Here is a 26,325-nt window from a genome sequence, read left to right as displayed (position 1 = left end):
GCATAGACAGAGGTTGGACTTTCCAAGTCGCGACTTGGTAAAACCAAGTACGGTGTGATGACGACGAGTGCTGCCGCGCCGCGCGGCGGGCGAGGACCGGGAGGCCGCCGCATGCAGTTCAAGCAGTCCAGCAAGATGGCCGACGTCTGCTACGAGATCCGCGGACCGGTGATCGAGCACGCGGACGCGCTGGAGGAGGCCGGGCACAGCGTGCTGCGGCTGAACACCGGCAATCCGGCGCTGTTCGGCTTCGAGTGCCCCGAGGAGATCCTGCAGGACGTGATGCGCAACCTCTCCCGCGCACACGGCTACACCGAGTCCCGGGGCATCCTCTCGGCCCGCCGCGCGGTGGCCCAGCACTACCAGCAGAACGGCCTGCCGGACGTCGACGTCGACGACATCTACCTCGGCAACGGCGTCTCCGAGCTCGTCTCGATGGCGGTCCAGGCGCTGCTCGACGACGGTGACGAGGTCCTCATCCCGGCCCCCGACTTCCCGCTCTGGACGGCCGTCACCACCCTCGCCGGCGGCAAGGCCGTGCACTACCTCTGCGACGAGTCCGCGGACTGGCTGCCGGACCTCGACGACCTCGCCTCGAAGATCACCGACCGGACCCGGGCGATGGTCATCATCAACCCCAACAACCCGACCGGCGCGGTCTATCCGCGCGAGCTGCTGGAGGGCATGCTCGACCTCGCCCGGCGCCACCAGCTGATGGTCTTCGCCGACGAGATCTACGACCGGATCCTCTACGACGACGAGGTCCACCACCACGCCGCGGTGCTCGCCCCCGACCTGGTCTGCCTGACCTTCAGCGGTCTGTCCAAGTCCTACCGGGTGGCCGGCTTCCGCTCCGGCTGGCTGGTGGTCTCCGGCCCCAAGCAGCACGCCGCCGACTACCTGGAGGGCCTGGGCACCCTCGCCTCGATGCGGCTGTGCCCGAACGCGCCCGCGCAGTACGCCATCCAGGCGGCGCTGGGCGGCCGGCAGTCCATCAAGGACCTGGTGCTGCCGGGCGGCCGGCTGCGCGAGCAGCGCGACGTGGCCTGGGAGCGGCTCAACGAGATCCCGGGCGTCTCCTGCGTCAAGCCCCGGGGCGCGCTCTACGCCTTCCCGCGCCTCGACCCGGCCGTCCACAAGATCCACGACGACGAGAAGTTCGTGCTGGACCTCCTGCTGCGGGAGAAGATCCAGGTCGTCCAGGGCACCGGCTTCAACTGGCCGCGCCCGGACCACTTCCGCATCCTCACCCTGCCGCACGCCGACGACCTCGACGCCGCGATCCGCCGGATCGGCCGATTCCTGGCCGGATACCGCCAGTGACGCCCGGGGCCGGCAGCGGCCCCCGGTTCACCCGAACGGCGGCACCCCTCCCCCGCCGCCGTCCACCGCCCGCCGGTCCGGCGCGCGGCCGTGGCCAGCGGCAGGAAGGGCCTCCCGGCGCCCCCCGGGCGGCCCGGCACCGTCCGACGGCCCCTCGGTCCGGACGGCCCGGACGCCCGGCGACGGGCCGTCCTGCCCCGCGGGACCACCGCACGGAATCGAACGCGCCCTTGAGCCCGTCGGCCGCAGCCGATTAGGTGGAGGGCGGCAATCACGCCGCCACCCGACAAGGGAGGGGATTCCATGCCCGTTCGGCCCGCACTCTCGGAAGCGGAGCTTGAAGCGCATCTGCACGGCATTTGCTTCAAGACGGGTCCACCTCGCCGGATAGGCGTGGAGCTGGAGTGGCTGGTCCACGACGCGTACCACCCCCGATGTCCGGTCGAACCCGACCGGCTGCGGCACGCGGCCACCGTCCTGCGCCAACTCCCCCTCTCCTCGCTCCTGACCTTCGAACCCGGCGGCCAGCTGGAGCTCAGCTCGCTGCCCGCCACCTCCCTGCGCGCCTGCATCGAGGCCGTGTCGGCCGATCTCGCGCTGGTCCGCCCGGCCGTGCGGGCCCTGGGCCTGGGGCTGGCCGGCCACGGCCACAACCCCTGGCACCCCCCGCGCCGGATCCTGACCGACCCCCGCTACAACGCCATGGAGGCGTACTTCGACCGCTGGGGCCCGGCCGGGCGCTCGATGATGTGCGGCACCGCCTCCGTGCAGGTGTGCGTGGACGCCGGCCACGAGGAGCCGGGCCCGCTGGGGCTCGGCCGGCGCTGGCTGCTGGCCCATCTGCTGGGCGCCGTGCTCACCGCGGCGTTCGCCAACTCGCCGACCAGCGAAGGGTGTCCCACGGGCTACCGCACCACCCGCCAGGTCGTGTGGTCCCAGCTCGACCCGGCCCGCACCCTCGCCCCGCCGCCGGGCCCCGACCCGCGCACCGCGTGGGCGGCGTACGTCCTGGACGCGCCGGTGATGTGCATCCGCGCCGAGCACGGGCCCTGGGACGCACCGGCGGGGCTCACCTTCCGCGAATGGGTCCGCACCGGGGTCCCCAGACCCCCGACACAGGAGGACCTCGACTACCACGTCACCACCCTCTTCCCGCCCGTCCGGCCGCGCGGCCATCTGGAGCTGCGCATGATCGACGCCCAGCCCGGGGAGACCGGGTGGACCGTCCCGCTGGCCGTCACGGTCGCGCTGTTCGACGACCCGGAGGCCGCCGAGCGCGCCTACCGCATCGTCAAACCACTGGCCGAGACGGCCGGTTCGCGGCCCGCGCCGCGCAATCCGCTGTGGCGGCGGGCCGCCCGCGCGGGACTGACCGACCCGGAGCTGCACGCCGCGGCGGTGGCCTGCTTCGCCGCCGCGCAGGAGGCGCTGCCCCGGATCGGCGCCCCGCCCGAGGTGTGCGCCGCGGTCGCGGCGTTCACCGAGCGGTACGTGGCACGCGGACGGTGCCCCGCGGACGACCATCTCGACGCCCTGTACGCCGCGGAGGGCGAACTCCTCCTGGGGAAGGAAGGCCAGCAGTGACCACCGATCCGGAGCTCCTTCGTGAACGCGCGGCCGCGGCGCTGCTCGCCGCCCGCGACCGCACCCGTCTGCTCACCACCTGCGTCGAGCACCCCGACCTCGTCGCCCAGCACTCCCCGCTGATGTCCCCGCTGGTGTGGGACCTGGCCCACATCGGCAACCAGGAGGAGCAGTGGCTGCTGCGCACCGTCGGCGGCCGGGAGGCGCTGCGCCCGGACATCGACTCCGTCTACGACGCCTTCGAGCATCCGCGGGCCGAACGCCCCTCCCTGCCGCTGCTGCCGCCCGACGAGGCGCACGGCTATGTCGCCGAGGTCCGCGGCCGGGTGCTGGACGTCCTGGAGCGCACCCCGCTGCACGGCGGTCCGCTGCTGGACGCGGGTTTCGCATTCGGCATGATCGCCCAGCACGAGCAGCAGCACGACGAGACCATGCTGATCACGCACCAGCTGCGGCGCGGCCCCGCCGTGCTCACCGCGCCCGAACCGCCGCCCGCCCCCGATGACCTGCTGCCGTCCGAAGTCCTGGTGCCCGGCGGGCCGTTCAGCATGGGGACCTCCGCCGAACCCTGGGCGCTGGACAACGAGCGGCCCGCGCACCGCCGCCTCGTGCCGGCGTTCCTGATCGACACCACACCGGTCAGCAACGGCGCCTACCAGCGGTTCATCGAGGACGGCGGCTATCAGGAGCCGCGCTGGTGGGCCGCCGAGGGCTGGGCGCAGGTCCAGCAGCACAAGCTGCGGGCCCCGCTGTTCTGGAAGCGGGACGGCGGCCAGTGGCTGCGCCGCAGGTTCGGGGTGACCGAACCGGTCCCGCCGGACGAGCCGGTGCTGCACGTCAGCTGGTACGAGGCGGACGCCTACGCCCGCTGGGCCGGCCGGCGGCTGCCGACCGAGGCGGAGTGGGAGAAGGCCGCCCGGTTCGACCCGGCCACCGGCCGGTCGATGCGCTACCCGTGGGGCGACGAGGACCCCACGCCGGAGCGCGCCAACCTCGGCCAGCGGCATCTGCGCCCCGCGGCCATCGGCAGCTATCCCGAGGGCGCGTCCCCGCTCGGCGTGCGGCAGTTGATCGGCGACGTGTGGGAGTGGACGGCGAGCGACTTCCTGCCGTACCCGGGCTTCGCCGCCTTCCCCTACCGGGAGTACTCGGAGGTGTTCTTCGGCGACGGGCACAAGGTGCTGCGCGGCGGTTCCTTCGCCGTCGACCCGGTCGCCTGCCGGGGCACCTTCCGCAACTGGGACCTGCCGGTCCGGCGGCAGATCTTCTCCGGGTTCCGCACCGCCCGGGACGCCGGCCCGGAGGGGGACGCATGAGGCCGGCACCGCGAACGGCCGGGGAGGCGAACGCCTGATGTGCCGTCATATCGCTTACGTGGGGCCGCCGGTGCCCTTCGGGCAGATCGTGCTGGAACCGCCGCACGGCCTGTACCGGCAGTCGTGGGCGCCGCGCCACCAGAAGCACGGCACGGTCAACGCGGACGGCTTCGGCGTCGGCTGGTACGCACCGGACGACCCGGTCCCGGCGCGCTACCGCCGGGCCGGGCCGATCTGGGCCGACGACCAACTGCCCGACCTGGCCCGGGTGGTGCGCACCGGCGCGCTGCTGGCGGCGGTACGCGACGCCACCGTGGCCGGGCCGGACGCCGAGGCGGCGGCCGCGCCGTTCGCCGGGGAGGGCCATCTGTTCAGCCACAACGGCGCGGTGGCCGGCTGGCCGGACTCGCTCGCGCCGCTCGCCGCCGCGCTGCCGCCGGAGGAGCTGCTGCGCCTCCAGGCCCGCTGTGACGCGGCGTTCGTCTGGGCGCTGGTGCGGCACCGGCTGACCCGCGGCGACGAACTCGGGGACGCGCTGGCCGACACCGTCACGGCCGTCGCCGGGGCCGCGCCCGGCTCCCGGCTCAACCTGCTGCTGACCGACGGCACCACCATCGCCGCCACCTCCTGGGGCGACACCCTCTACCACCTGGCCCTTCCGGGCGGCGGCCGGGTGGTCGCCGCCGAACCCTACGACGATTCCCCCCACTGGACCGAGGTCCCCGACCGCACCCTGCTGCGCGCCACCCGGACCGACGTCCACCTCACCCCGCTCAAGGAGCCCGCCACGTGAGCCCGCATCGCATCACCCGCAACCTCCCTGCCGACGCCACCACGGCCGCGCTGCGCGCCGATGTCGCCCAGGGCCTGTCCGCCACGCCCAAAGCGCTGCCGCCCAAGTGGTTCTACGACGCCCGCGGCAGCGAACTCTTCGAAGAGATCACCACCCTGCCCGACTACTACCCGACCCGCGCCGAACGGGAGATCCTGCTCACCCGCGCCGACCACATCGCCGCGGCCACCAACGCCCGCACCCTGATCGAGCTGGGCTCCGGGTCGTCCGACAAGACCCGCCACCTGATCGGAGCGCTGACCGGCCTGCACACCTACGTGCCGATCGACGTCAGCGAGTCGGCGCTGACCGCGGCCGGCGAGGCGCTGCTCGCCGGGCACCCCGGCCTGACCGTGCACGCCCTGGTCGCCGACTTCCAGCAGGACATGACGCTGCCCGAGACGCCCGGCCCGCGGCTGCTGGCGTTCCTCGGCGGCACCATCGGCAACCTCCTCCCCGAGGAGCGGGCCGCGTTCCTCACCTCCGTGCACGACCTGCTGTCCCCGGGCGACGCCCTGCTGCTCGGCACCGACCTGGTCAAGGACGAGGCGACGCTGGTCGCCGCGTACGACGATCCGCAGGGCGTCACGGCCGCGTTCAACAAGAACGTCCTCCAGGTCATCAACCGCGAGCTCGACGGCGACTTCGATCCGGCGGACTTCGACCACGTCGCGGTGTGGAACGCCGCGGAGGAGTGGATCGAGATGCGGCTGCGGGCGCGCCGGGACGTGACCGTGAAGATCCCCGGCGTGGACCTGGCCGTGCCGTTCGCGGCCGGTGAGGACATCCGCACCGAGATCTCGGCCAAGTTCCGCCAGGAGGGGGTGCGGGCCGAACTCGCCGCCGCCCGGCTGGAGTTGACCAACTGGTGGACGGACAGCGCGGATCGCTTCGCGCTGTCGCTCGCGTTCCGTGCCTGATACCGCCCGGTAGGGACGGATACGTACGAGGACACATCCGGCCGGTGTGCCCCTGGGCGCGCCGGCCGGGTGCCGTCCGCGCGGGCGGTGTGGTTCCATGCCCCGGACGCACGTGCGTATTCGACGGGCAGGGGTGGCGGCATGGGGCTGGGGCTCGATCGGCGGGGGTTTCTCAGGGGCGCGGCCGGGCTGTCGGCCGCCGGGGTCCTGGCGGGCGCCGGCAGCGGACGGTTCACGGCCGGGGCGGCCGAGCGGAGGCCGGCCAGGAGCCGTGCGTTCTCCGTGCAGGACTGGATGTCCGCGCTCCCCGACGCCACTCCCCTGACGCGCCTGACGATCCCGGGCACGCACGACTCCGGGGCCCGGATCGGCGGCCCCTGGGTGGCCTGCCAGAACACCGCGGTCGACGCCCAGCTGGCCGCCGGGATCCGCTTCCTGGACGTCCGCTGCCGGGCGGTCGACAACGTCTTCGCGATCCATCACGGCGCGTTCTACCAGCAGCTGATGTTCGGCGACGTGCTCAACGCCTGCCGGGCCTTCCTCACGGCCCACCCGTCCGAGACGGTGCTGATGCGGGTCAAGCAGGAGTACTCGGAGGTCTCCGCCGAGGAGTTCCGCCGGATCTTCGGCAGCTACCTGGACGACAAGGGCTACCGCCCGCTGTTCCGGCTGGACGCCGCGCTGCCCGCGCTGGGCGAGGCACGGGGCAGGGTCGTCCTGCTGGCGGACTCCGACGGCCTCGGCGGGGTCCGCTACGGCGACCCCCAGGTCTTCGACATCCAGGACGACTACATGGCCGAGCCGTTCGGGAAGTACCCGAAGATCGAGGCGCAGTTCCGCAAGGCCGTCGCGCAGCCCGGCAAGCTCTTCGTCAACTACGTCAGCACCGCCGCGCTGCTCCCGCCGCGCTCCAACGCCGACCGCCTCAACCCGCAGGTCAAGACGCTGCTGGAGGGTACGGAGGGCAGCGGCTGGACGGGCCTGGGCATCGTCCCGATGGACTTCCCGAACGAGTTCGGCCTGGCCGAAACGCTGATCCGGCACAACCCGGGCCCGCGGTTCACCCGACCGGCCCCGCGGTAGGCGTCCGGCCGGCGGTCCTGCCGCAGACTGGGGTGCATGCCCCGTTCCGGACTGCCCGGTGTCCCGCAGCGGCTGCCGGTGGCTCTCGGGCTGCTCACCGTGGTCGTGGGCAGTACGGCGCTGACGCTGGGCCTGCCCGCCCGCGATCCGTATCTGGCCGCGGGGGACAGCGCCACCGGCTCGTACCTGGCCACCCGCGCGGACGGGGACCTGGCCGCCGCCGCGCTGCTCGCCGGTCCGTACCGGGAGCGGCCGGGCCCGCCGGCGGCCCTACCGCGCGGCGGCCGGACCGGCGGCGGGGCGACGGCCGCGCTGCCGGAGTCCCGGCCGCTGGTGGCCGCCCCGGCGGCCCCGTCCCCGGCGATCGGCGCGCTCTTCTCGCCCGGCGACGACGGAGACCCGGCTCACCACTGCACGGCGAGCGTGGTGCGCTCCCCCGCCGCCGACCTGGTCGTCACCGCCGCGCACTGCGTGCACGACGGCGGGTTCCGCACCCGGCTGGTGTTCGTGCCCGGCCTGCACGACGGGATCGCGCCGTACGGGCTGTGGGTGCCCACCCGCATCCACGTCGATCCGCGGTGGATCAGCGACCGGGACCCGGACCACGACGTGGCGTTCCTGCGGGTGCGCAGGGCCGGGCAGGGCGGCGGCCGGATAGCGGACCTCACCGGCGCCGAACGGATCCGGTTCGGCGCGCCGGCCGGGCGCCCGGCGCTACTGACCGGCTACCCCGCCGACCGGGACGCCCCGGTCAGCTGCCGGCACACCGCGACGGCCCAGGGCCCGTCCCAACTGCGCTTCGACTGCCCCGGGTTCCCGAACGGCACCAGCGGTGGCCCGCTGCTCACCGATGTCGATCCGGCCACCGGCACCGGGGCGCTGATCGGGGTGATCGGCGGGCTCGACGAGGGCGGTGACGACTTCGTCTCGTACAGCAGCCGGTTCGGTGCGGACGTGGCCGCGCTGTACCGGCGGGCCACCGCGGAGCCGGGTCCGACGCCGGGCGTCAGGCCCCGCGCGACACCACGGTCTTGAGGACGGACGGCAGCGGGTACCAGTCGGCGGTGGCGAAACTGGCGTGCGCGGCGGCGAGTTGGCCGACCCGGGCGAGCGCCTGTGCCTCGGTGGGGTGGGTGGCGTCGATGGCCGGCGGCACGTTGTGCGCGTCGGTCATGATGAGGAGGTAGTGCCGGCGGTCGTACCAGGCGGTGTCGATGGTGCCGTTCAGGTAGGTCGCGGCGTCACCGTCGAAGACCACGAACCAGGGGCGCAGCGCCGGGTCCTGGTAGCGGTCGCGGGGGTCGCCGGCGGCCGCGCCGTGCACCGCGGGGAAGGCCACCGACTGCGCGAGCTTCCCCTGCGCGGCGAGGTCCTTGAGGTGGCCGGCGTACTCGACGTCGGTCCAGAGCTTGTCGAGCGGGTTGTTCTCCTCGACGGTGCCCGGTATCAGCTCGAACAGGAACTTTCCGGCCAGGGCGGCGCGCGCGGGCCAGCCGCCGGCCCGGACCGCCTCGTCGGGCGTGGCGTGGCCCGCGGTGAGGTCGCCGGGGCCGTAGACGGCGTCGCCGAGCTTCTGCCGCACCAGCGCGTCGAACTCGGCCGGGCCGCGCCCGCCCTTGGCGTTGAAGCCGTCCTTCAGCTCGACCTTGACGAGGATGGGGCGGTGGCCGGGGTGCGCGTCGTGCCAGGCCTTCATGTCCGCGAGGCAGCCGGCGAAGTCCTTGTTGACGTCCTTGGTCCGCAGCTCGGAAGCGCTGGCCGCGCCCTCGCAGTTGCTGTTGCTGCCGAACGGGTTGCTGTGGCTGACCCGCCAGGACCGGCCCAGCCCGTTGGTCCAGAGGTCGAGTTCGACCAGTGCGGCGCCGGAGTCCAACGCGTCCGCGAAGTAGGGGTACTTCTCCTTGTCGTAGGCGTTGTGGACGCCCACGGACGTGCTGGTGCCGTACGTCAGACCGGCCGGCTCGGCGCCCGCCGGCGCGGACACCGCCACCACCGCGGCCGCCGCCGCGGCGACCGTCCCCACACACCGCTTCCCGTTCATGTTCCCCGCTTTCCGTGGTCCCGCGGCGCCCGGCCGGTCAGCCCGGACGCCGTTCGGCCGGCCGGGCGGCCGGTCGATCGGGGAGCAGCGTACGGGGAGTTGGGACGGGTGGGGACCACGGGGTCGGTGACGATAGGGGAAACTCCCCTTACTTGACCGACTTGGGGAGGGCCCATGGCCGACAATCACGCAACCGGCCGGCTGCCGCGTACCGGACAGCCACTCGTCGCGACGGTGCTCACGGGCACGGTCGCGCTCTATCTGGCGCTCGTCGCCTTCGGCAACATCACCGACTTCGGCACCAATCAGCAGTTCGTCCGGCACGTCCTGGCGATGGACACCACCTTCAAGGACCCGGACCTGATGTGGCGGGCCATCACCTCGCAGGGGCTCCAGGACGCCGCGTACGTGGCGATCATCGCCTGGGAGAGCGTCACCGCGCTGGTGCTGATAGTGGCCACCGTGCTCTGGCCGCTCGGTCTGCGGCGCGGCGACGTGGCCCGCGCGCGGATGCTGAGCACCGTCGGTCTGCTGATGATGCTGCTGCTGTTCGGCGCGGGCTTCCTGGCGATCGGCGGGGAGTGGTTCTCGATGTGGCAGTCGAAGACCTGGAACGGCCTGGAGGCGGCGACCCGCAACGTCACGCTCGCGGGAGTCGCGCTGCTGGCCGTCCGGCTGCCGTCGGCGCCCTGAGCCGTCCCGCGCGCGGCGGACGCCGGTGGGTCACCACTCGATCCGGTAGTCCGTGAGCCAGTCGCTGCCGTCCGCGCCGCCGCCCGCGGGGCCGGTGGCGGGGCGGCCGGGGCCTTGCGGGCCGGTGCGGGCGGCGAGGCCGGCGCTGGCCGCGACGACCTTCTCCACCCGTTCCCGGCGCAGCTTCTCGTAGGCCGCGAAGGCGGTGCGCGGGTCGGTGTGGTCGCGCAGGCAGCGGGCCAGCACGATGCCGTCCTCGATGGCCATCGAGGCGCCCTGGGCGGCGTTGGGCGCGGCCGCGTGGGCGGCGTCGCCGAGGACGACCTTGGTGTCGTCGTACCAGGTGGGCGTGGTGGCGATGTCGTAGGCGCTGGAGACGATGACCCGGTCGCCGGTGGCGCGGACGAGGGCGGCGGCCGGGGTGGCGTCGCCGGGGAACCGCGCGGCGACCCGGTCGCGCCACTCGCCGGGGCCGACGGCCTGCAGGGCGGTGCGGTCGCTCTCGGCGCCGGGGATGTTGGCGAACCACCAGATCTCATCGTCGGGGGCGCGGGTGCAGCCGAAGACGGCGCGGTCGCCGCGGATCATGGTGTAGGTCTCCGCGGCCGGCTCGGCGCCGGTGGCGCGGGTGTAGCCGCAGACCGTGTGCTGGCCGGTGTGGCGTGGCCGGGGCGCGGCCGGGTCGATGAGGGTGCGGGTGACGGAGTGCAGTCCGTCCGCGCCGATCAGCAGGTCTCCCTCGGCGCGGCTGCCGTCGGCGAACGCGGCGACCACCCGCTTCCCGCCGGCCGAGGCCACCGTCTCGGCGCCGACCAGCCGTTTCCCGTGGTGCACGGGGATCCCCCGGCGGGCGGCCTCGGCGTGCAGCACCTGGTAGAGGGTGGCTCGCCGGAGGGTGCGCGGGCCGGGCCCGGTGCCGCTGCCGGCGATGGGCCGCTCGGCGACCTTGGTGCCGTCGTGGCCGAACACCGCGATCCGCCGGGCCGGGAAGGAGTGTGCGGCGACCGGGTCGTGGGCGTCGACAACCCGGAGCGCTTCGAGGCCGTTGGCGAAGACGACGAGGAAGGCGCCGACGTCGTCCGCGCCGGTCGGGTACGCCTCGAAGACCTCCGCCTCGATGCCCGCCTTGTGCAGCGCCATGGCGGTCACCGTGCCCGCGATGCCGCCGCCGATGATCAGGGCCTTGCTCATGCCGTGGTCCCCCCGGGTGTGCCCCCGCTCGGTGCCGCCGGCCGGGTCGTGGCCGGCGGTGCGGCCCTGTGGCCGCACCGTCCACCTTGCCTCCGGCGGGCCGGAAGATCCAGCCCGCCGGGGGACGTACGGCCGTGCCGCCGGGCGTTCTCAGCCCGCCGCGTACACGTCCTCGATGTACCGGCCGGAGGCGGTGAGTTCGCGCAGCCAGGCCTCGGACTCCTGGGCCGAGGCGCCGGTGTGCACGGCGTGCACCTCGCGGAAGGCGGCCCGTACGCCGGGGGCCATCCGGCTGCCGTCGCCGCAGACGTACACCCGGGCGCCGGCCTGGAGGAGTTCCCAGACCTCGGCGGCCTCGGCGGCGATGCGGTGCTGGACGAAGCGGTGGCCGTTCTCGGGGCGCTCGCTGAAGACGGGTCGTACCGAGAGCGCCCCGGCCGCTTCGGCGGCGGCGAACTCCGCGGCGTGCAGGAAGTCGGCCGTGGGATCGTCGCAGCCGAAGTACAGCCGGGCGGGCGCCGTTTGGCCGGCCGCGACCCGGTCGGCCACGGCACCCCGGAAGGGGGCGAGGCCGGTGCCGGCGGCGACCAGGATGACCGGGGTGCCGTCGGCCGGGTCGAGGCGGAAGGCCTCCCGGCAGGGCTGGACCCGGGCCAGGACCGTGTCGCCGGGGCGCAGGCCGTGCAGATACGTCGAGCCGGTGCCGCCGGGCAGCAGCGAGACCATCAGCTCGGCGTGCCGGGCGTCGGCGGCGGGCGAGGACGAGATCGAGTAGTGCCGGGTGCGCAGCGCCGGCAGCAGGTCGAGGACCACCGGCCAGGGCAGCCGGCCGCGCAGCGCGGGGTGGGCCTCGATCAGCTCGATCAGGGTGCGCGGGTCGTCCTCGGCGAGGTGTTCCAGGGCCTGCCGCTCGGGCGGGCACGGGTTGTGCGCGGCCAGCACCGCGAGTTGCCCGGAGGTCGGCCGGGTCCCCAACTCCACGTGGTGGGTGAGGAGTTGGCGTACGGTCAGGGGCCGGTCGACGGGCAGGGTGTCGCGGGCCGGGCGGCGGCCGGGGTGCAGGGCGAGCACGGTGTCGAGGTCGGCGCCGAGGGCGCGGGCGGCCCGCTCGACGGCGGCCGGGGCGTTGGCCGGCAGCACGGCGAGGTGGTCGGCGGTGCGGTAGCTGACGCCGTCCGGCAGGGCGAGCCGCAGGAACCGCTTGGGGCGCGGCCAGCCCGCCGCGGTGAGGTCGTGCGCCTCGGTGACGGTCAGTTCGGTCAGCTCGTGCCGGGCGGCGAGGGCGTCGAGCGGTCCGCCGGTGAGCTCGGTGACGGTGTAGCCGGTGTCCTCGGCGGCCGGGGCGCCCGCGCCGATGCTGGCGGGGTCGCCGTAGCGGGCCAGCAGTTCGGTGCGCAGCGCGGCAGTGAACTCCTTGACGGTGCCGCTGAGATCGCCGGAGGCGTCGGCCTCGGCGCGCGGCAGCATCCGGTCACCGCCGAGCGCGGCCAGCCGGTCGTCGATGAGGGTGGGGACGTGCTGGTAGGTGGCGGCCCAGTTGCGGTCGCCGACGCCGAGGACGGCGAACGGGCGGTCCGCGGCGGCGCCGTCCCCGGCGGTCCGCAGCCGGCCGACGAAGGCGGCCGCGTCGTCGGTGGGCTGTCCGTTGTAGGAGGCGGCGACGATGACGACGGGCCGGTCGGCGGGCAGCCCGTCGGCGTAGGTGTCCAGCGGGGCGACCTCGGTGGCGCAGCCCAGGCCGGTGGCCTCGTCGGCGAGCCGCTCGGCGAACTCGCGGCAGGTGCCGTAGTTGCTGCCGTGCAACAGCAGCAGCCCGGTGCCCTGGACGACGCGGGTGGGCAGGGCGTCGTCGGTGGCGGCGGCGTCGTCCGCGGGGCCGGCGGTGCCGGGCAGGACGTCCAGGGCGGCGCGCACCGCGGCGCGGTCGGCGGGCGTGCGGGCGGCCAGTTCGACGGTGAACCCGTCGGGCTTGAGGGTGAGGGTCTCCTTGATGCGCAGCCGGTAGTCGGCGTGGTCGATCAGCCGGTAGCGGTGGGCGAGCAGCGCGAGCAGCATGGTCGCCTCGTGCAGCGCGAACTGCCGCCCGATGCAGGCGCGTTCACCGGTGCCGAACGGCTTGTAGGCGTGCGGCGAGCGGGCCGCCTCGGCCTCCGGGCTGAAGCGGGACGGGTCGAACAGCTCGGGGTTGTCGCCCCAGCACGGGTCGCGGTGCAGCATCGGGGTGAGCACGGTGACCAGCTGGCCGGCCTTGACCGGGTAGCGGCCGCCGAGCACGGTGTCCGCACGGGCCTGGCGGGTGAAGGCGGCGGCGGTGGGCCACAGCCGCAGCGCCTCGTTGAGGACCTGCCGGGTGAACGGCAGGTGGCCGATGTCCTCGAAGGCCGGGTCGGGGTCGGCCTGGTCGCCCCACAGCTCGTCGGCCTCGCGCTGGACCATGCGCAGCGCCAGCGGGTCCTTGAGCAGGTGGTAGAGGGCGAAGGAGAGGGCGCCCGAGGTGGTCTCGTGACCGGCGATCAGGAAGGTGATGACCTGGTTGCGGATGTTGGCGAGGTCGAGGGAGGGGCCGCCGGACCCGGTGCCGTCCTCCTGCGTGCGGGCGCCGAGCATCAGGCCGAGCAGGTCGTCCTCGCCGGTCTCGCCGCTCGCCGTGCGCGCGGCGATGACCTCGTCGACGACGGAGGCGAGGTAGTCCGCGTCGGCGCGGAACGCCGCGTCCGCCGCGGAGTGGTCGGCGTGCGGGTCCCGGGCGAACTTCTTCATGCTCCATTCGAGACAGCGCACCATCGCCTCGACGAACGGGTGCTGCGAGTCGCCACGGGAGAACGACTCGAAGTCGAAGCCGAAGCCGGCCAGCCCGATGGTGTCCAGCGTCATCCGGGTCATGTCCTCGGCTATGTGCACCGGCGTGCCGTCGGCCACCCGACGGTCCCAGCTCGCCATGACCCGGCGGGCGACCTTCAGCATCGCCGGGTGGTACGTCCGCATCGAGCCCAGCGCGAAGGCCGGCATCAGGACCTCGTGCGCCTTGGCCCAGTTCGGCTCGTCGTTGTAGGCGGTGAACAGACCGTCCCCGGCGAATTCCCGGACGTTCTCCAGGACGACCGAGACCCCCTTGGCGAAGCGGGTCTCGTCGGCGGCCTCGGTGACCAGGTCCAGCGAGGTGAGGAAGAGCGTCTCGCGCTCGCCGAGCCTGCGCTTGAAGACCGGTCCGTGGGTCCGGGCGAGGTCCATGGTCTGCTGGATGGGCGTCGAGGTCATCCCGTCGGCCGTGATGTCGACGACCGGGATGCCGTCATCGGCGGCGCGTTCGTCACTGTGGAGCGCGATGGTGTCGGTCATGTCTCCAGCGTGAGGGGCCCGGTGGGCAGTTCGGGCCCGGGCAACTGCATGATTGTGCAGTGGTTTTTCGCTGCTCGCTCTTGCGCGCGGACCGGAGATGGGGCAATGGACATCGGGCACGCCGACAGTGCGCCGGACGGGGACTCCCCCGGCGCCCACCCGCCGCCCGCCGGGCCCGGCCCGGTCGATCCGGCGGGACCGTACGCGGACGGACCCTGGCGCAACTACTTCCTCATCCTGCTGGACCGCATCCCGACGCCGATCGCGGTGTGCCGGGCGGACGGTGAGGTGCTGATCGCCAATCCGGCGATGGCCACGCTGTGGGGGGTGGCGCCGGGTCAGTTGCGCGGCCGCAATCTGCTGGACCTGTTCCGGCCCCGGGCGAAGGAGCAGCTGCGGCGGATCGCCGAGGCGGTGCGGCTGGGCCGCCGGTCGCGCTATCCGGTCGAGGTGCACTGGCGGTCGGCCGCGGACGGCGCCGAGCGCGAGGGGGAACTGACGGTGGACCCGGTCGGGTCCGTCCGGCCGCCGGCCCTGCTGGCGCTGCTGCGGGTCACGGAGAGCGCCCCGCCGCCGGCCCCGCGGGCCACGGCGAGCCCGGTGGAGTCGCGGATCCTGGCCCTGGCCGCCGGCGGCGCGACGACGGCGGCGATCGGCGCGTCCCTGGGGCTGACCGTCGACGGGGTGAACTACCACCTGGCCCGGCTGTCCCGCCGCTGGCGGGTGCAGGGCCGGGCCGCGCTGGTCGCCAAGGCGTACGTGCTGGGCGTGCTGGCGGCGGACAGCTGGCCACCGGCCCCGGCCTGACCATCAGCACGCGTGTGCGGTTAACCTCCGTGGTGTGGAGGAGAACGCAGCCGCGCAGTTCGAGCGCGGAACGGACGGCCCGAAGGTCATCGTCGTCGGCGTGGACGGCTCCGACTCGTCCTGGCGCGCCGCCGCGTACGCGGCCGGACTCGCCCGGCGCCAGGGCTCGAAGCTCGTCCTGGTCTACGTCCAGCCGGTGCTGCCGGCCGGGGCGTCGATGGGCGCGCCGGTCGTGGACGCGACCAACGAGGTGGCCGAGGAGCTGATGGCCGAGATCCGCAAGGCCACCGACCGGCTGCAGGGGATCTACGACGTGCGCTGGGAGTTCCACACGCTGCGTGGCGACCCGTACAACGGCATGGTGCAGATGGCCGACGAGCTCAAGGCCGACGCCGTGGTGGTCGGCGCCTCGGAGTCGGCCGGGCACCGCATCATGGGCTCGGTCGCGGTCCGCCTGGTCAAGGCGGGGCGCTGGCCGGTCACCGTCGTCCCGTAGCGGCCCGCACCGCTCCGCTGGTGGGGCCGGCCGCCCTGAGGCACGGTGGGAGGTGGACGGGCGGAGCGCCGCCCCGGCCGAGGGAGACCACCGTGACCGACCGCACGTACCGTGTGACCGACATCGTCGGGACGTCCCAGGAGAGCGTGGACGCGGCGATCAGGAACGGCATCAAGCGCGCCTCGCAGACCCTCCGCAATCTCGACTGGTTCGAGATCACCGAGGTGCGCGGACACCTCGTCGACGGCGAAATCGACCACTACCAGGTCGGCATGAAGGTCGGGTTCCGGCTGGAGGACGCCGATTGACGCCCTGATGACACCCCTCCCGGGTACGTCTCCCGGCGAGTCGCCACCGTACTAGGGAGTCGCCTTCCTTAGGCGCCTTCGAGGGTCCATGATGATCCGCCGTCGGACCACGACGGAGCGAGCCTACGGAGGGATCCCAGATGGGGCTGCGCGCGGGACAGGGCGTATTGCGCCGCAAACCGATCGAACACATCGAAGAGGCGGAGGGCCCGGCGAGCCAGCAGCTCACCCGGGTGCTGGGGCTGTGGCAGCTGACCGCCATCGGCGTCGGCGGCATCATCGGCGCCGGCATCTTCACGCTCGCCGGCACCGTCGCGAACGGCAAGGCCGGACCCGCGGTCCTGGTCTCCTTCCTCGTCGCGGGCATCGCGAGCGCCGCGGCCGCCTTCTCGTACGCCGAATTCGCCGGGCTGATCCCGAAGGCGGGGTCGGCCTACACCTACGGCTATGCGGTGCTCGGCGAGGTGGCCGGGTGGTTCATCGGCTGGGACCTGCTGCTGGAGTACACCGCGATCGTCGCGGTCGTCGCGATCGGCATCTCCGGATATTTCAGCTTTCTGCTCGGTGAGCTGGGGGTCCATCTGCCCGCCTGGATGCTCGGCGCACCGGGGACCGGGCCGGGGCACCGCGTCGACCTCTTCGCGGCGGCGCTCTGCCTCCTGATCGCCTTTCTGCTGACCCTGGGCATCAAGAACGCCGCGCGCTTCGAGACGATCGTGGTGGGGCTGAAGGTCCTGGTCGTCGTGGTCGTGATCGCGGTCGGCTTCTTCCACATCAACACCGCGAACTACCACCCGTTCTTCCCGTTCGGGGTGAGCGGCGCCTTCACCGGTGCGGCCACCGTCTTCTTCGCGGTCTTCGGCTACGACGCGATGAGCACCGCCGCCGAGGAGTCCACCGACGCCCAGCGCCACATGCCGAGGGCGATCATGTACTCGCTGGCGATCTCGATGGTGCTGTACGTCCTGGCCTGCCTGGTGCTGACGGGCATGCAGAACTACAAGGACATCGACCCGGAGAGCGGCTTCTCGTCGGCGTTCAAGTCGGTGGGGCTGCACGGCCTCGCGGACGTCATCGCGGTCGGCGCGATCATCGGCATCCTGACCGTCATGTTCACCTTCATGCTCGGGGTGACCCGGGTGTGGTTCTCGATGAGCCGGGACGGCCTGCTGCCGAAGTGGTTCGCCAAGACCAGCCCCACCCACCACGTGCCGACCCGGGTGACCTGGATCGTCGGGGCGGCCTCCGCCGTCATCGCCGGTTTCCTGCCGATCGGCGAGGCCGCCGAGCTGACGAACATCGGCATCCTGCTGGCGTTCGTGGTGGTCTGCGTGGCCGTCATCGTGCTCCGCTACAAGCGCCCCGAACTGCCGCGCACGTTCCGCACGCCGGGGATGCCGGTGGTGCCGGCGCTCGGGGTGGTGTTCTCCCTCTGGCTGATCACGTTCCTGGCGTGGCAGACCTGGGTGCGGTTCGTGGTCTGGTTCCTCATCGGCATGGTCATCTACTTCGGCTACTCCTACCGCCACTCGAACCTGGAACGCGCGGAGCACGAGGATGCCGGGGGCGAGGCGCGCTGAACTGCCGGGGCCGGTGGCCGCATCGGCCACCGGCCCCGGGACCGGCCTCTTCAGGTCAGAAGACGAAGGGGCCCGGTGACTGCGGGGACGTGGCCTTGCAGGTAGCCGTGATCCCGAGGACGACGACCTTCAGGGAGGCGGCCTCCAGGCTGTCACCGGAGGCGACGGTGCCCTTGAGGGGCCCGGTGGAGACCTGGCCGCCGGCCGGGATCGCCGGGTTGGCGTTGCCGGCGAACTCGGTCGTGCCGGAACCGTTCTTGGTGAGCGTCAGCGTGGACCGCACCGAATTCGCGCCGATGTTGATCGGCGAGGTGATGGCGGAGGTCGACACGCTGATGGTGGCGGCGGTGCCGTCCTGGGTGGCGGTGAGGGTGGCCGTACCGGAGCCGTACGAGCCGCAGTCGAAGGAGAGGGTGGCGGTGCCGGGGGTCACCGCGGTCGATGCCGGCGCCATCGCGAGGGTGCCGGCGGCGATCGCGAGGCCGAGGGCGGTACGTATGCCCGTACCTGTGCGTAACGTGCCGGATCTGCGCTGCTTCATGGGGGGAAACCGCCTTCGTGAGGGGGGTGACAGGTCGTCCCCGCACGTTCCGGCCGGGGAACTGACGGGTGGTCAGCGACCTGGAATCGCGGACCATTGAGGCACGCGGCCCTGAAGAGAGCAAGGCACGCACGCCATGATTTTTGACCTGCCCGCACCAAACCACCGGGCTTCCGCGCCCCCTCACCCGCCCGGCAGCGACCTCCGTAGCCACCCGCCCAGCCGGTGCCGCCACAGCCACCACGGCAGCCGGTGGCGGGGCACGTACCCCCACAGGTCGTCGTCCGCCTCACTGTCGCGCGGGCAGCGTCGCAGCAGGTCCAGGCAGCGGCGGTCGACGGTGCCGTGCAGCCGGGCGGTGTGGGCCAGGGCGACGAGTCCTTGGTGGCGGAGCCCGTGGTCCGACGACTCCAGGGCGCACTCCAGGGTCCGGGCGACCCTGGGCAGGATCGCCGCCGGGTCGGGGTGGGTCAGCGCGAGCCCGATCACCGCCACGCCCCGCAGCTCCTCGCCGCGCTCGAAGGCGGCGTCCACCTCTTCCGGCCGGTCGGTCCCGAGCAGTGCCCCGCTCTCCCGCCAGTTCATGCCCCGGCCCGACGCGGCGCGGTCCAGCAGGAACTCCGCGCGACCGGCGGCCAGTTGGCGCGCGGCCGGCTCCGCATCGCCCGCACCTTCGGACGCGCTCCGCGCGACCAGCGCGAGGTAGTCCCAGATCCGTCCGGCGGCGTCCGTCCCCGCGCCCGGGATCTCCCGGCAGACCGCGTCCAGTTGAGGCTCCGACGGCCCCTGCGCATGGATCCGGGCGAACGCCTCACCGGGGGCGCCCAGGTCGCAGCGGCGGAGGAAGGCGAGCCGGACGGTGTCGGCGGCGGTCAGCCGTCCGTTCAGCCTGCCCCAGGCGAGTTCGGACGGTTCGATGGCCGCCGCGTAGCGGACGACCTCGGCGGGGATGGCGTGCACCGGGTGAGCCTAACGAGGTGCCCGTGCCGCGCCGTGGTCGCCCTCATGATGCCTGCGGCGTATCGCAGTTGCCGTCGCGGGCACTCTTGACGCGGACCTGACGTACCCCAAGAATGAGCGCGCCTTGACAACGTTGTCGGTCGAACCGGAGGTCCGGATTCATGCCATGGCCCAGTCGCAACCGGCTGCGTACCGCGGGCGCGGTGCTGGCGGCCACGCTGATCGGGGGCGGGCTCACCGCGCCCGCCGCACAGGCCGCGCCGCCCGGCGGCACGCTCACCGACCTGGTCAACCCCTTCATCGGCAGCCAGAAGGACGGCAACACCTACCCGGGCGCCGCGGTGCCGTTCGGCATGGTGCAGCTCTCCCCCGACACCGGCCACACCACCGGCTACGGCTACGACGACGACCACATCCGGGGCTTCAGCTCGGTGCACGTCTCCGGCGTCGGCTGCGGGCTGGGCGGCGACCTGCCGGTGCTGCCCACCACGGGCGACATCACCGCGACCGACGACGCCGCGTACGCGGCCGCCTTCCGCCATGACGACGAGTCGGCCCGGCCCGGCTACTACCGGGTCGGCCTGACCTCGTACGGCGGGATCACCGCCGAGCTGACCGCCACCGCCCGCACCGGCCGGCAGCGCTACACCTTCCCGGCCACCGACAAGGCCAATGTGCTGCTCAACGCCGGGCAGTCGCTGCACCGGACGGTCTCCACCAAGGTCGAGGTGCTGGACTCCCGCACCGTGCGCACCGCCATCACCGGCCGCGGCTTCTGCCAGGACACCGCGCCGTACACCGTCTACACGATCACCCGCTTCGACCGGCCGTTCACCTCGTACGGCACCTGGGAGGGCGACACCGTCACGCCCGGGTCACGCGGGTCCACGGCGGGCGGCCGGCACGGCGCGTACGTCCGCTTCGACACCCGCGGGGACCGTACGGTCGAGGCGACCACGGCCCTCAGTTACGTCGACGCGGCGGGCGCGGCCCGCAACCTGCGCGCGGAGGGCGGGAGTTCGTTCGACCGGGCCAGGGCCGCGGCCGATGCCGCGTGGGAGCGGCGGCTGGCCCTGGTGCGGGCGCAGGGCGGCAGCCGGACGCTGCGCCGGACGTTCTACTCCTCGCTCTACCGGTCGTTCCTGGCGCCGAACCTCGGCAGCGACGTGGACGGCCGCTACACCGGCTGGGACCGCACGGTGCACCGGGTCTCGGAGTTCGGCGGCTCCGCCTACTACCAGAACTGGTCGCTGTGGGACACCTACCGCACCCAGGCCCAGTTGCTCGCGCTGCTGGCGCCGCGCGAATCACGCGACATGGCGCTGTCGGTGCTGCGGATCGACAAGGAGGGCGGCTGGCTGCCCAAGTGGGGCTACGGCACGGTCGAGACGAACATCATGACCGGCGACCCGGTCACCCCGTTCCTCACCAACGCCTATCAGCAGGGGCTGCTGAAGGGGCATGAGGAGGAGGCGTACGCGGCGCTCAGGAAGAACGCCGACGGGGTGCCCCCGGCCGCGTCCCCGGCCGTCGGGCGGGAGGCCAATGCGGAGTACCTGAGGAACGGTTTCGCGCCGTACGTCAAGGGCCGCCCGCACCGCAAGCCCGGCGACTCGGACTTCGACCACGGCGCCTCGGCGACCCTGGAGTACGCCCTGTCGGACGCGATGCTGGCGCAGATGGCGCGGGACCTGGGGCACACCGCGGACGCCGACCGCTATGCGGCCCGCGCGCAGAACTACCGGAAGATCTTCGACCCGTCGACCGGCTTCTTCCGGGCCCGGGACGAGCACGGCGCGTTCACCGGCCCGGCCGATCCGGCCAAGAGCGAGGGCTTCCACGAGGGCACGTCCTGGCAGTACCAGTGGCTGGTGCCGCAGGACCTGCCCGGGATGCTGCGGCTGATCGGCGGCCGGGAGGCGGCGGACGAGCGGCTCGACGCGTTCTTCGCGTACCGGAAGCTGCTGGCGGATCCGGAGAGGACCGCCCGTGAGGTGTGGGTCAACGGGCCGTACGACTACTACAACGCGGACAAGTACAACCCGCAGAACGAACCGGACCTGATCGCTCCGTACACCTATCTGTCCACCGGCCGGCCGTGGAAGACGACGGACGTGGTGCATGCGGCGCTGACGCTGTTCACCGACACGCCCAGCGGGATGACGGGGAACGACGACCTGGGGACGATGTCGGCCTGGATGGTGCTGTCGTCGATCGGGGTGTTCCCCGTGCAGCCGGGCACCGACACCTGGGGGCTGAGCACGCCGGTCTTCGACCGGGTGGAGCTGACGCTGGACCGGCGCTACTACCCCGCGGGGCACTTCACCATCACGGCACCCGGTACGTCCGCGTCGAACCGCTATGTCCAGTCGGTCCGTCTGGACGGCACCGACCGGGACCGTACGTACCTGACCACGGGTGAGCTGCGGAGCGCCCGCGCACTGGCCTTCCGGGTCGGTGCGGAGCCGTCCGGCTGGGGCACCGGCGAGCGGGCCGCGCCGCCGCCGGTGGGCACCGCGGCGCCGGGTGGTGCGGCCGGCCGGCGGTGACGGCACCCCGTTCGCCCGCGGCCGGCGGCACGGCGCGCGGTCGCGGGCGAACGGGCGGCGAAGGGGGTGTGCGTGCCGCGGCGGGTGCGGGCGTCAGCCCTGCAGGGCCTGCCAGAACTCGTCGAAGGACATGGTGCCGTTCCGGTCGGTGTCCTTGGCCTTGATGACGGCCTCGGCGACCGGGCCGGTGACGAACGGGTCGCCCATCTCCGCCATCGCGTGCTTGAACTCGTCCGGCGTGACCTGGCCGTCGCCGTCCGCGTCGTACCGGTCGAACGTCGCCCTGGCCTCGTTGATGTCTGCCATGAGAGGTGCCCCCTTCGTGGTGCTGCGCAGTGCTGCGCGGTGGTGTTGCCTGGTGATCTGACCTGCGTACATTAGCGGACCGTCAAGAGGGGTCCGGGTGCCCCCTCCGCCGGGCCAGATAGCGGGCGGTGCGGCTGCCCGGGGCGGCGGCGACCGCGGCGGGGGTGCCCTCGGCCACGATCCGGCCGCCTTCGGCGCCGCCGCCCGGGCCGAGGTCGATGACGTGGTCGGCGCCGGCGACCACGCCCATGTCGTGCTCGACGACCACGACGGTGTGGCCGGCGTCGACCAGGCCGTGCAGCTGGCGCAGCAGCACCTCGGTGTCGGCCGGGTGCAGCCCGGTGGTGGGCTCGTCGAGCAGGTAGAGGGTGTGGCCGCGGCGGGTGCGCTGGAGTTCGGTGGCGAGTTTGATGCGCTGGGCCTCGCCGCCGGACAGTTCGGTCGCGGGCTGGCCGAGCCGGAGGTAGCCGAGGCCGACGTCCTGGAGGGTGCGCAGGCTGCGGGCGGCGGACGGGACGTCGGCGAGGAAGTCCGCCGCGGTGTCCACGGTCATGTCGAGGACGTCCGCGATGGTGCGGTTCCGGTGGGTGATCTGCAAGGTTTCCGGGTTGTAGCGGGCGCCGTGGCAGGCGGTGCACGGCGCGTACGTGCCGGGGAGGAAGAGGAGTTCCACCGCGACGAAGCCCTCGCCCTGGCAGGTCTCGCAGCGGCCGGCGGCGACGTTGAAGGAGAACCGTCCGACGGTGTAGCCGCGGGCCCGGGCCTCGTCGGTGGCGGCGAAGACCTTCCGCACCGCGTCGAACAGCCCGGTGTAGGTGGCGAGGTTGGAGCGCGGGGTGCGGCCGATCGGCTTCTGGTCCACCCGGACCAGCCGGTCGATCGCCGCCAGGCCGTCGGCGCCGGAGAGCCGGGCGCGGGCCATCGGTCCGGCCTCGGTCCCGGCGTCGGCGCCGTCCTCGGCGTCGGGCCGGCCGGCACCGAGGTGGTCCCCCACGGTCTCCGCGAGGACCCGGGTGACCAGCGTCGACTTGCCCGATCCGGAGACTCCGGTGACGGCGGTGAAGACGCCGAGCGGGAAGGCCGCGTCCAGTCCGCGCAGGTTGTGCAGGGTGACGCCGCGCAGGGTCAGCGTCCCGGAGGGGGTGCGCGGGGTGCGCCGCGGGGGCGGTTCGGTGGCGAAGAGGTAGCGGCGGGTGGCGGAGGCCTCGACGTCGGCGAGGGCCGCGACCGGGCCGCTGTGCAGGACCTGGCCGCCGTGTTCCCCGGCGCGCGGGCCGATGTCCACGATCCAGTCGGCGTGCCGCACCACGTCCATGTCGTGCTCGACCACGAACAGCGTGTTCCCGGCGTCCTTGAGGCGGCCGAGGACGGTGAGCAGGGCCTCGGTGTCGGCCGGGTGGAGTCCGGCGGACGGCTCGTCGAGGACGTAGACCACGCCGAACAGGCCGGAGCGCAGCTGGGTGGCGAGCCGCAGCCGCTGGAGCTCGCCCGCGGACAGGGTGGGTGCGGGCCGGTCCATGCTGAGGTAGCCGAGGCCGAGTTCGGTGAGGACCTCGATGCGGGCCACGAGGTCGCGGGCGAGCGCCGGGGCGACCTCGTCGTCGGTGCGGGCGGCGGTGGGGCGGAGCAGTGCGGCGAGGGCGCCAAGCGGCAGGCCGGCGAGGTCGGCGATGTCCCGGCCCTCGAAGGTGACGGCGAGCGCCTCGGGGCGCAGCCGCCGTCCGGCGCACCGCGGGCAGGGCTCGGCGACCATGAAGCCCTGGACGCGCCGCCTGAGCGTCTCGCTCTTGGAGTCGGCGAAGGTGTGCAGCACGTAGCGGCGGGCGCTCATGTACTGGCCCTTGTAGGGGCGCTGGATGCGACCGGCCTCGCGGACCGGGTGGACGGTGACGACGGGCTGTTCGTCGGTGAACAGGATCCAGTCGCGGTCGGCCTGCGGGAGTTCGCGCCAGGGCCGGTCGATGTCGTGGCCGAGGGTGGCGAGGATGTCGCGGAGGTTCTTGCCCTGCCAGGCACCGGGCCAGGCGGCGATGGCGCCCTCGCGGACGGACAGTGCGGGGTCGGGGACCAGGGACTCTTCGGTGACGCGGTGGACGGTGCCCAGGCCGTGGCATTCGGGGCAGGCGCCGGCCGCGGTGTTGGGCGAGAAGGCGTCGGAATCAAGCCGCTCCGTCATGCCCTCCGGGTAGTCGCCGGCGCGGGAGAAGAGCATCCGCAGGGTGTTGGAGAGGGTGGTGACGGTGCCGACGGAGGAGCGGGAGGTGGGCGCGGAGCGCCGCTGTTGCAGTGCGACGGCCGGCGGCAGCCCGGTGATGTCCTCGACCTTGGGCGCGCCGACCTGGTGGATCAGCCGCCGGGCGTAGGGCGCCACCGACTCGAAGTAGCGGCGCTGGGCCTCGGCGTAGAGGGTGCCGAAGGCGAGCGAGGACTTGCCCGATCCGGACACCCCGGTGAACGCGACCAGCGCGTCCCTCGGGATGTCCACGTCGATGGTGCGGAGGTTGTGCTCACGGGCGCCGCGCACCCGTACGTACGAGTCGGCCATCCGTCCATGATCGGGCACGGTCCGCGGTGAGCGGCGACGCGTCAGCCGGTGGCCGTCGCGGCGTCGATGCGCTCGCGGGCCTCCTCCCAGGGCAGCGGGGTGGCGACGACGGCCCGCAGCGCCCGGATCCGGCGCGGCGGCAGCCCGGCGGCGAGCACGCCGACCGCGCGGCCCTCCCGGCCGTAGAGCGCGAGGACGCGGCGCCCGGCCCGGTCGAGCACCGGGGTCTCGACCCGGTCGGCCCCCGCGGTCGGCCCGTACGCCTGGATCTTGAGGTCGTACTGGTCCGACCAGAAGTACGGGACCGGGGCGAACGGGCGGCGCTCCTGCGGGTCGGCACCGTCCGCGGCCAGTTCGGCGAGCAGGTTGCGGGCGGCGGCCATGCCCTGTTCGGTGGCGTTCATCCGGTGCTCGATGCGCAGCGGGCGCCCGTGCACCGGGTGCTCCCAGCGGGCCACGTCACCGGCGGCGTAGATGCCGGGGGCGGCGGCGCAGTACGCATCGCAGCGCAGCCCGTCGGTGGTGTCCAGCGCCGGGTCGTCGCCCAGCCAGCCGACGGCGGGGGTGGACCCGATGGCGAGCAGCACGGTGTCGGCGGCCAGCCGGGTGACTCCCCCTCCCCCATCGGCCAGCCGGACCGCGCTGACGGTGGTGCCCTCGGTGTCGAAACCGTCCACGACGCCGGTGCGCAGGGTGACGCCGCGGGCCCGGTGCTCCTCGGCGAGAAGTTCCCCGACCGCGGTGCCGACGGCGGCGGCCATGGGTACCGGGTCCTGGCCGACGAGGGTCACCTCGTGCCCCAACTCCCGTGCCACCGCAGCCGCTTCGCATCCCAGCACGCCGTTGCCGACGACCACCAGGCGGCGGCCACCGCCGGCGAGCCGGCCGCGCAGCGCCAGCGCGTCGTCGAGGGTGCGCAGGGTGTGTACGCCGGTGAGCGCGTCGGCGCCGGGCAGCGTACGGGCCGCGACCCCGGTCGCGATGATCACGCCGGCGCAGTCGAGCCGTTCGCCGTCGTCCAGCGTGAGGGTGCGGGCGGCCACGTCGAGACCGGTGGCCCGGGTGCCGAGCCGCAGGTCGAGGCCAAGCGGGTCGAGCTGTTCCTGGGTGCGCAGCAGCAGCCGCTCCGGGTCCCAGGTGCCGTGCAGCAGCTGTTTGGACAACGGCGGCCGGTCGTACGGGAGATGGGGCTCGTCACCGATGAGCGCGAGCGGGCCGGTCCAGCCGAAGCGGCGCAGCGCCTCGGCCGCGGCGAGGCCGGCCGCGGAGGCGCCGACGACGGCTATCGGGCGGGTGGTCACGCCTGGACCTCGATGACGGCGGCCGGGCAGATGGCGGCGGCCTCGCGGACCGCGTCGTGCTGGTCGGCCGGCGGTTCGGCGTCGAGCAGCACCACGACGCCGTCCTCGTCACGCTGGTCGAAGACCTCGGGGGCGATCAGTACGCACTGGCCGGCGGCGCAGCACTTGTCGGCGTCGACGGTGATCTTCATGGTGATTCTCCGTGGGGATGGGTGAGTTACGGGTGGAACGGATTGCCGGTCTACCAGGTGACGGGCCAGGCGTGGCAGCCATAGATCGACATGTCGGTACGGAACGGGATCTCCTCGACCGGAACCGCGGGCCGCATCGCCGGGAAGCGGCGCAGCAACCGGCCGAGGACCACCTGGAGTTCGACCCGGGCCAGGGCCTGCCCGAGGCACCGGTGGACGCCGTACCCGAAGGCGACGTGGTGCCGGGAATCGGGGCGGGCGACGTCGAGCCGGTCGGCGCTCAGCCCGATCATGTTGGCGGTGGTCTCGTGCCCGGCGATCAGCAGCAGGGCGGCGAAGGCGGCCACCCGGTCGTGGTAGCCGCGCAGTTCACGTCACGCGGCCTCGCGTGCGTCGTCGGTGACGGTGCGGGGACAGGG

Annotated in this window: 22 protein-coding genes and 1 pseudogene; 13 read left to right on the top strand and 10 right to left on the bottom strand. The window is 73.5% G+C overall.

Features of this window, described 5'->3' with window-relative positions:
• The first annotated feature begins 111 nt into the window (after positions 1-111).
• The 7 genes from V2J85_RS12350 to V2J85_RS12320 all read left to right on the top strand — a co-directional run bounded on the left by V2J85_RS12350 (position 112) and on the right by V2J85_RS12320 (position 8,093).
• On the top strand, positions 112-1,323 hold the full coding sequence (locus V2J85_RS12350) for a pyridoxal phosphate-dependent aminotransferase (RefSeq protein WP_261954641.1): 1,212 nt from the start codon (positions 112-114) through the stop codon (positions 1,321-1,323).
• 303 nt (positions 1,324-1,626) lie between these two features.
• Positions 1,627-2,907, top strand: a complete 1,281-nt coding sequence (egtA, locus tag V2J85_RS12345) for an ergothioneine biosynthesis glutamate--cysteine ligase EgtA (protein WP_261954642.1) — start codon at positions 1,627-1,629, stop codon at positions 2,905-2,907.
• Entirely contained in the window at positions 2,904-4,223 is a 1,320-nt protein-coding gene (gene egtB / locus V2J85_RS12340) for an ergothioneine biosynthesis protein EgtB (RefSeq protein ID WP_261954643.1), read from the top strand. The genes egtA and egtB overlap by 4 nt, the downstream gene beginning before the upstream one ends.
• Positions 4,224-4,260: 37 nt before the next feature.
• Complete coding sequence (egtC, locus tag V2J85_RS12335; protein WP_330821593.1) at positions 4,261-5,016, top strand: ergothioneine biosynthesis protein EgtC; 756 nt, start codon at positions 4,261-4,263, stop codon at positions 5,014-5,016.
• Positions 5,013-5,975: an L-histidine N(alpha)-methyltransferase gene (gene egtD, locus V2J85_RS12330; protein ID WP_261954645.1), complete on the top strand. Its 963-nt coding sequence runs from the start codon at positions 5,013-5,015 to the stop codon at positions 5,973-5,975. The genes egtC and egtD overlap by 4 nt, the downstream gene beginning before the upstream one ends.
• Positions 5,976-6,116: 141 nt before the next feature.
• Positions 6,117-7,058 carry a phosphatidylinositol-specific phospholipase C gene (locus V2J85_RS12325; protein WP_330821592.1) on the top strand — a complete coding sequence of 314 codons (942 nt, stop codon included), beginning with the start codon at positions 6,117-6,119 and terminating at the stop codon, positions 7,056-7,058.
• Between the two features lie 36 nt (positions 7,059-7,094).
• Positions 7,095-8,093 carry a trypsin-like serine peptidase gene (locus V2J85_RS12320; protein WP_330821591.1) on the top strand — a complete coding sequence of 333 codons (999 nt, stop codon included), beginning with the start codon at positions 7,095-7,097 and terminating at the stop codon, positions 8,091-8,093.
• On the opposite strand, the gene V2J85_RS12315 is transcribed toward V2J85_RS12320, so the two are convergent.
• Positions 8,065-9,099, bottom strand: coding sequence for a phosphatidylinositol-specific phospholipase C domain-containing protein (locus V2J85_RS12315; protein ID WP_330821590.1), 1,035 nt, complete (start codon positions 9,097-9,099; stop codon positions 8,065-8,067). The genes V2J85_RS12320 and V2J85_RS12315 overlap by 29 nt on opposite strands.
• Positions 9,100-9,273: 174 nt before the next feature.
• Here V2J85_RS12315 and V2J85_RS12310 point away from each other — a divergent pair, with 174 nt between their 5' ends.
• Complete coding sequence (locus V2J85_RS12310; protein WP_261954649.1) at positions 9,274-9,792, top strand: DUF2165 domain-containing protein; 519 nt, start codon at positions 9,274-9,276, stop codon at positions 9,790-9,792.
• A gap of 30 nt (positions 9,793-9,822) precedes the next feature.
• Here the strand turns inward: V2J85_RS12310 and V2J85_RS12305 are convergent, their stop codons facing one another.
• Positions 9,823-11,061, bottom strand: a complete 1,239-nt coding sequence (locus V2J85_RS12305) for an FAD-dependent monooxygenase (protein ID WP_330821589.1) — start codon at positions 11,059-11,061, stop codon at positions 9,823-9,825.
• Positions 11,062-11,133: 72 nt separating this feature from the next.
• Positions 11,134-14,322, bottom strand: coding sequence for a cytochrome P450 (locus tag V2J85_RS12300; protein ID WP_330821588.1), 3,189 nt, complete (start codon positions 14,320-14,322; stop codon positions 11,134-11,136).
• A 105-nt stretch (positions 14,323-14,427) separates the two neighbouring features.
• On the opposite strand from V2J85_RS12300, the gene V2J85_RS12295 reads away from it, so the two are divergent.
• The 4 genes from V2J85_RS12295 to V2J85_RS12280 all read left to right on the top strand — a co-directional run bounded on the left by V2J85_RS12295 (position 14,428) and on the right by V2J85_RS12280 (position 17,513).
• Entirely contained in the window at positions 14,428-15,129 is a 702-nt protein-coding gene (locus tag V2J85_RS12295; protein WP_261954651.1) for a PAS domain-containing protein, read from the top strand.
• 34 nt (positions 15,130-15,163) lie between these two features.
• Positions 15,164-15,625 carry a universal stress protein gene (locus V2J85_RS12290; protein ID WP_261954652.1) on the top strand — a complete coding sequence of 154 codons (462 nt, stop codon included), beginning with the start codon at positions 15,164-15,166 and terminating at the stop codon, positions 15,623-15,625.
• Between the two features lie 92 nt (positions 15,626-15,717).
• The gene (locus tag V2J85_RS12285; RefSeq protein ID WP_261954653.1) at positions 15,718-15,933 is read left to right on the top strand and encodes a dodecin; all 216 of its coding nucleotides are present in this window, start codon (positions 15,718-15,720) and stop codon (positions 15,931-15,933) included.
• Between the two features lie 140 nt (positions 15,934-16,073).
• Positions 16,074-17,513, top strand: a complete 1,440-nt coding sequence (locus tag V2J85_RS12280) for an amino acid permease (protein WP_261954654.1) — start codon at positions 16,074-16,076, stop codon at positions 17,511-17,513.
• Positions 17,514-17,568: 55 nt separating this feature from the next.
• Here V2J85_RS12280 and V2J85_RS12275 read toward each other — a convergent pair whose 3' ends face one another.
• Positions 17,569-18,054, bottom strand: a complete 486-nt coding sequence (locus tag V2J85_RS12275; protein WP_330821587.1) for a hypothetical protein — start codon at positions 18,052-18,054, stop codon at positions 17,569-17,571.
• A 183-nt stretch (positions 18,055-18,237) separates the two neighbouring features.
• Positions 18,238-19,014, bottom strand: coding sequence for a hypothetical protein (locus tag V2J85_RS12270; RefSeq protein WP_261954656.1), 777 nt, complete (start codon positions 19,012-19,014; stop codon positions 18,238-18,240).
• 161 nt (positions 19,015-19,175) lie between these two features.
• On the opposite strand from V2J85_RS12270, the gene V2J85_RS12265 reads away from it, so the two are divergent.
• Positions 19,176-21,563 (top strand): GH92 family glycosyl hydrolase, encoded by a 2,388-nt coding sequence (locus V2J85_RS12265; protein WP_330821586.1) that lies wholly within the window; start codon positions 19,176-19,178, stop codon positions 21,561-21,563.
• Between the two features lie 93 nt (positions 21,564-21,656).
• Here the strand turns inward: V2J85_RS12265 and V2J85_RS12260 are convergent, their stop codons facing one another.
• The 5 genes and pseudogenes from V2J85_RS12260 to V2J85_RS12240 form a co-directional block, all read right to left on the bottom strand.
• Complete coding sequence (locus V2J85_RS12260) at positions 21,657-21,869, bottom strand: EF-hand domain-containing protein (protein ID WP_261954658.1); 213 nt, start codon at positions 21,867-21,869, stop codon at positions 21,657-21,659.
• 82 nt (positions 21,870-21,951) lie between these two features.
• Positions 21,952-24,414 carry an excinuclease ABC subunit UvrA gene (uvrA, locus tag V2J85_RS12255; protein ID WP_330821585.1) on the bottom strand — a complete coding sequence of 821 codons (2,463 nt, stop codon included), beginning with the start codon at positions 24,412-24,414 and terminating at the stop codon, positions 21,952-21,954.
• A gap of 41 nt (positions 24,415-24,455) precedes the next feature.
• Positions 24,456-25,715 carry an NAD(P)/FAD-dependent oxidoreductase gene (locus V2J85_RS12250; protein ID WP_330821584.1) on the bottom strand — a complete coding sequence of 420 codons (1,260 nt, stop codon included), beginning with the start codon at positions 25,713-25,715 and terminating at the stop codon, positions 24,456-24,458.
• Positions 25,712-25,906: a ferredoxin gene (locus V2J85_RS12245; RefSeq protein ID WP_261954661.1), complete on the bottom strand. Its 195-nt coding sequence runs from the start codon at positions 25,904-25,906 to the stop codon at positions 25,712-25,714. The genes V2J85_RS12250 and V2J85_RS12245 overlap by 4 nt, the downstream gene beginning before the upstream one ends.
• A 50-nt stretch (positions 25,907-25,956) precedes the next feature.
• A pseudogene (locus V2J85_RS12240) lies at positions 25,957-26,262 on the bottom strand (cytochrome P450); the annotation flags it as partial.
• Between the last annotated feature and the right edge of the window lie 63 nt (positions 26,263-26,325).

Source organism: Streptomyces bugieae (assembly GCF_036352915.1).
GTDB lineage: Bacteria > Actinomycetota > Actinomycetes > Streptomycetales > Streptomycetaceae > Streptomyces > Streptomyces endophytica.
Note: the sequence above shows the minus strand (reverse complement) of the source record. Positions and strands in the feature narration are given on the sequence as shown.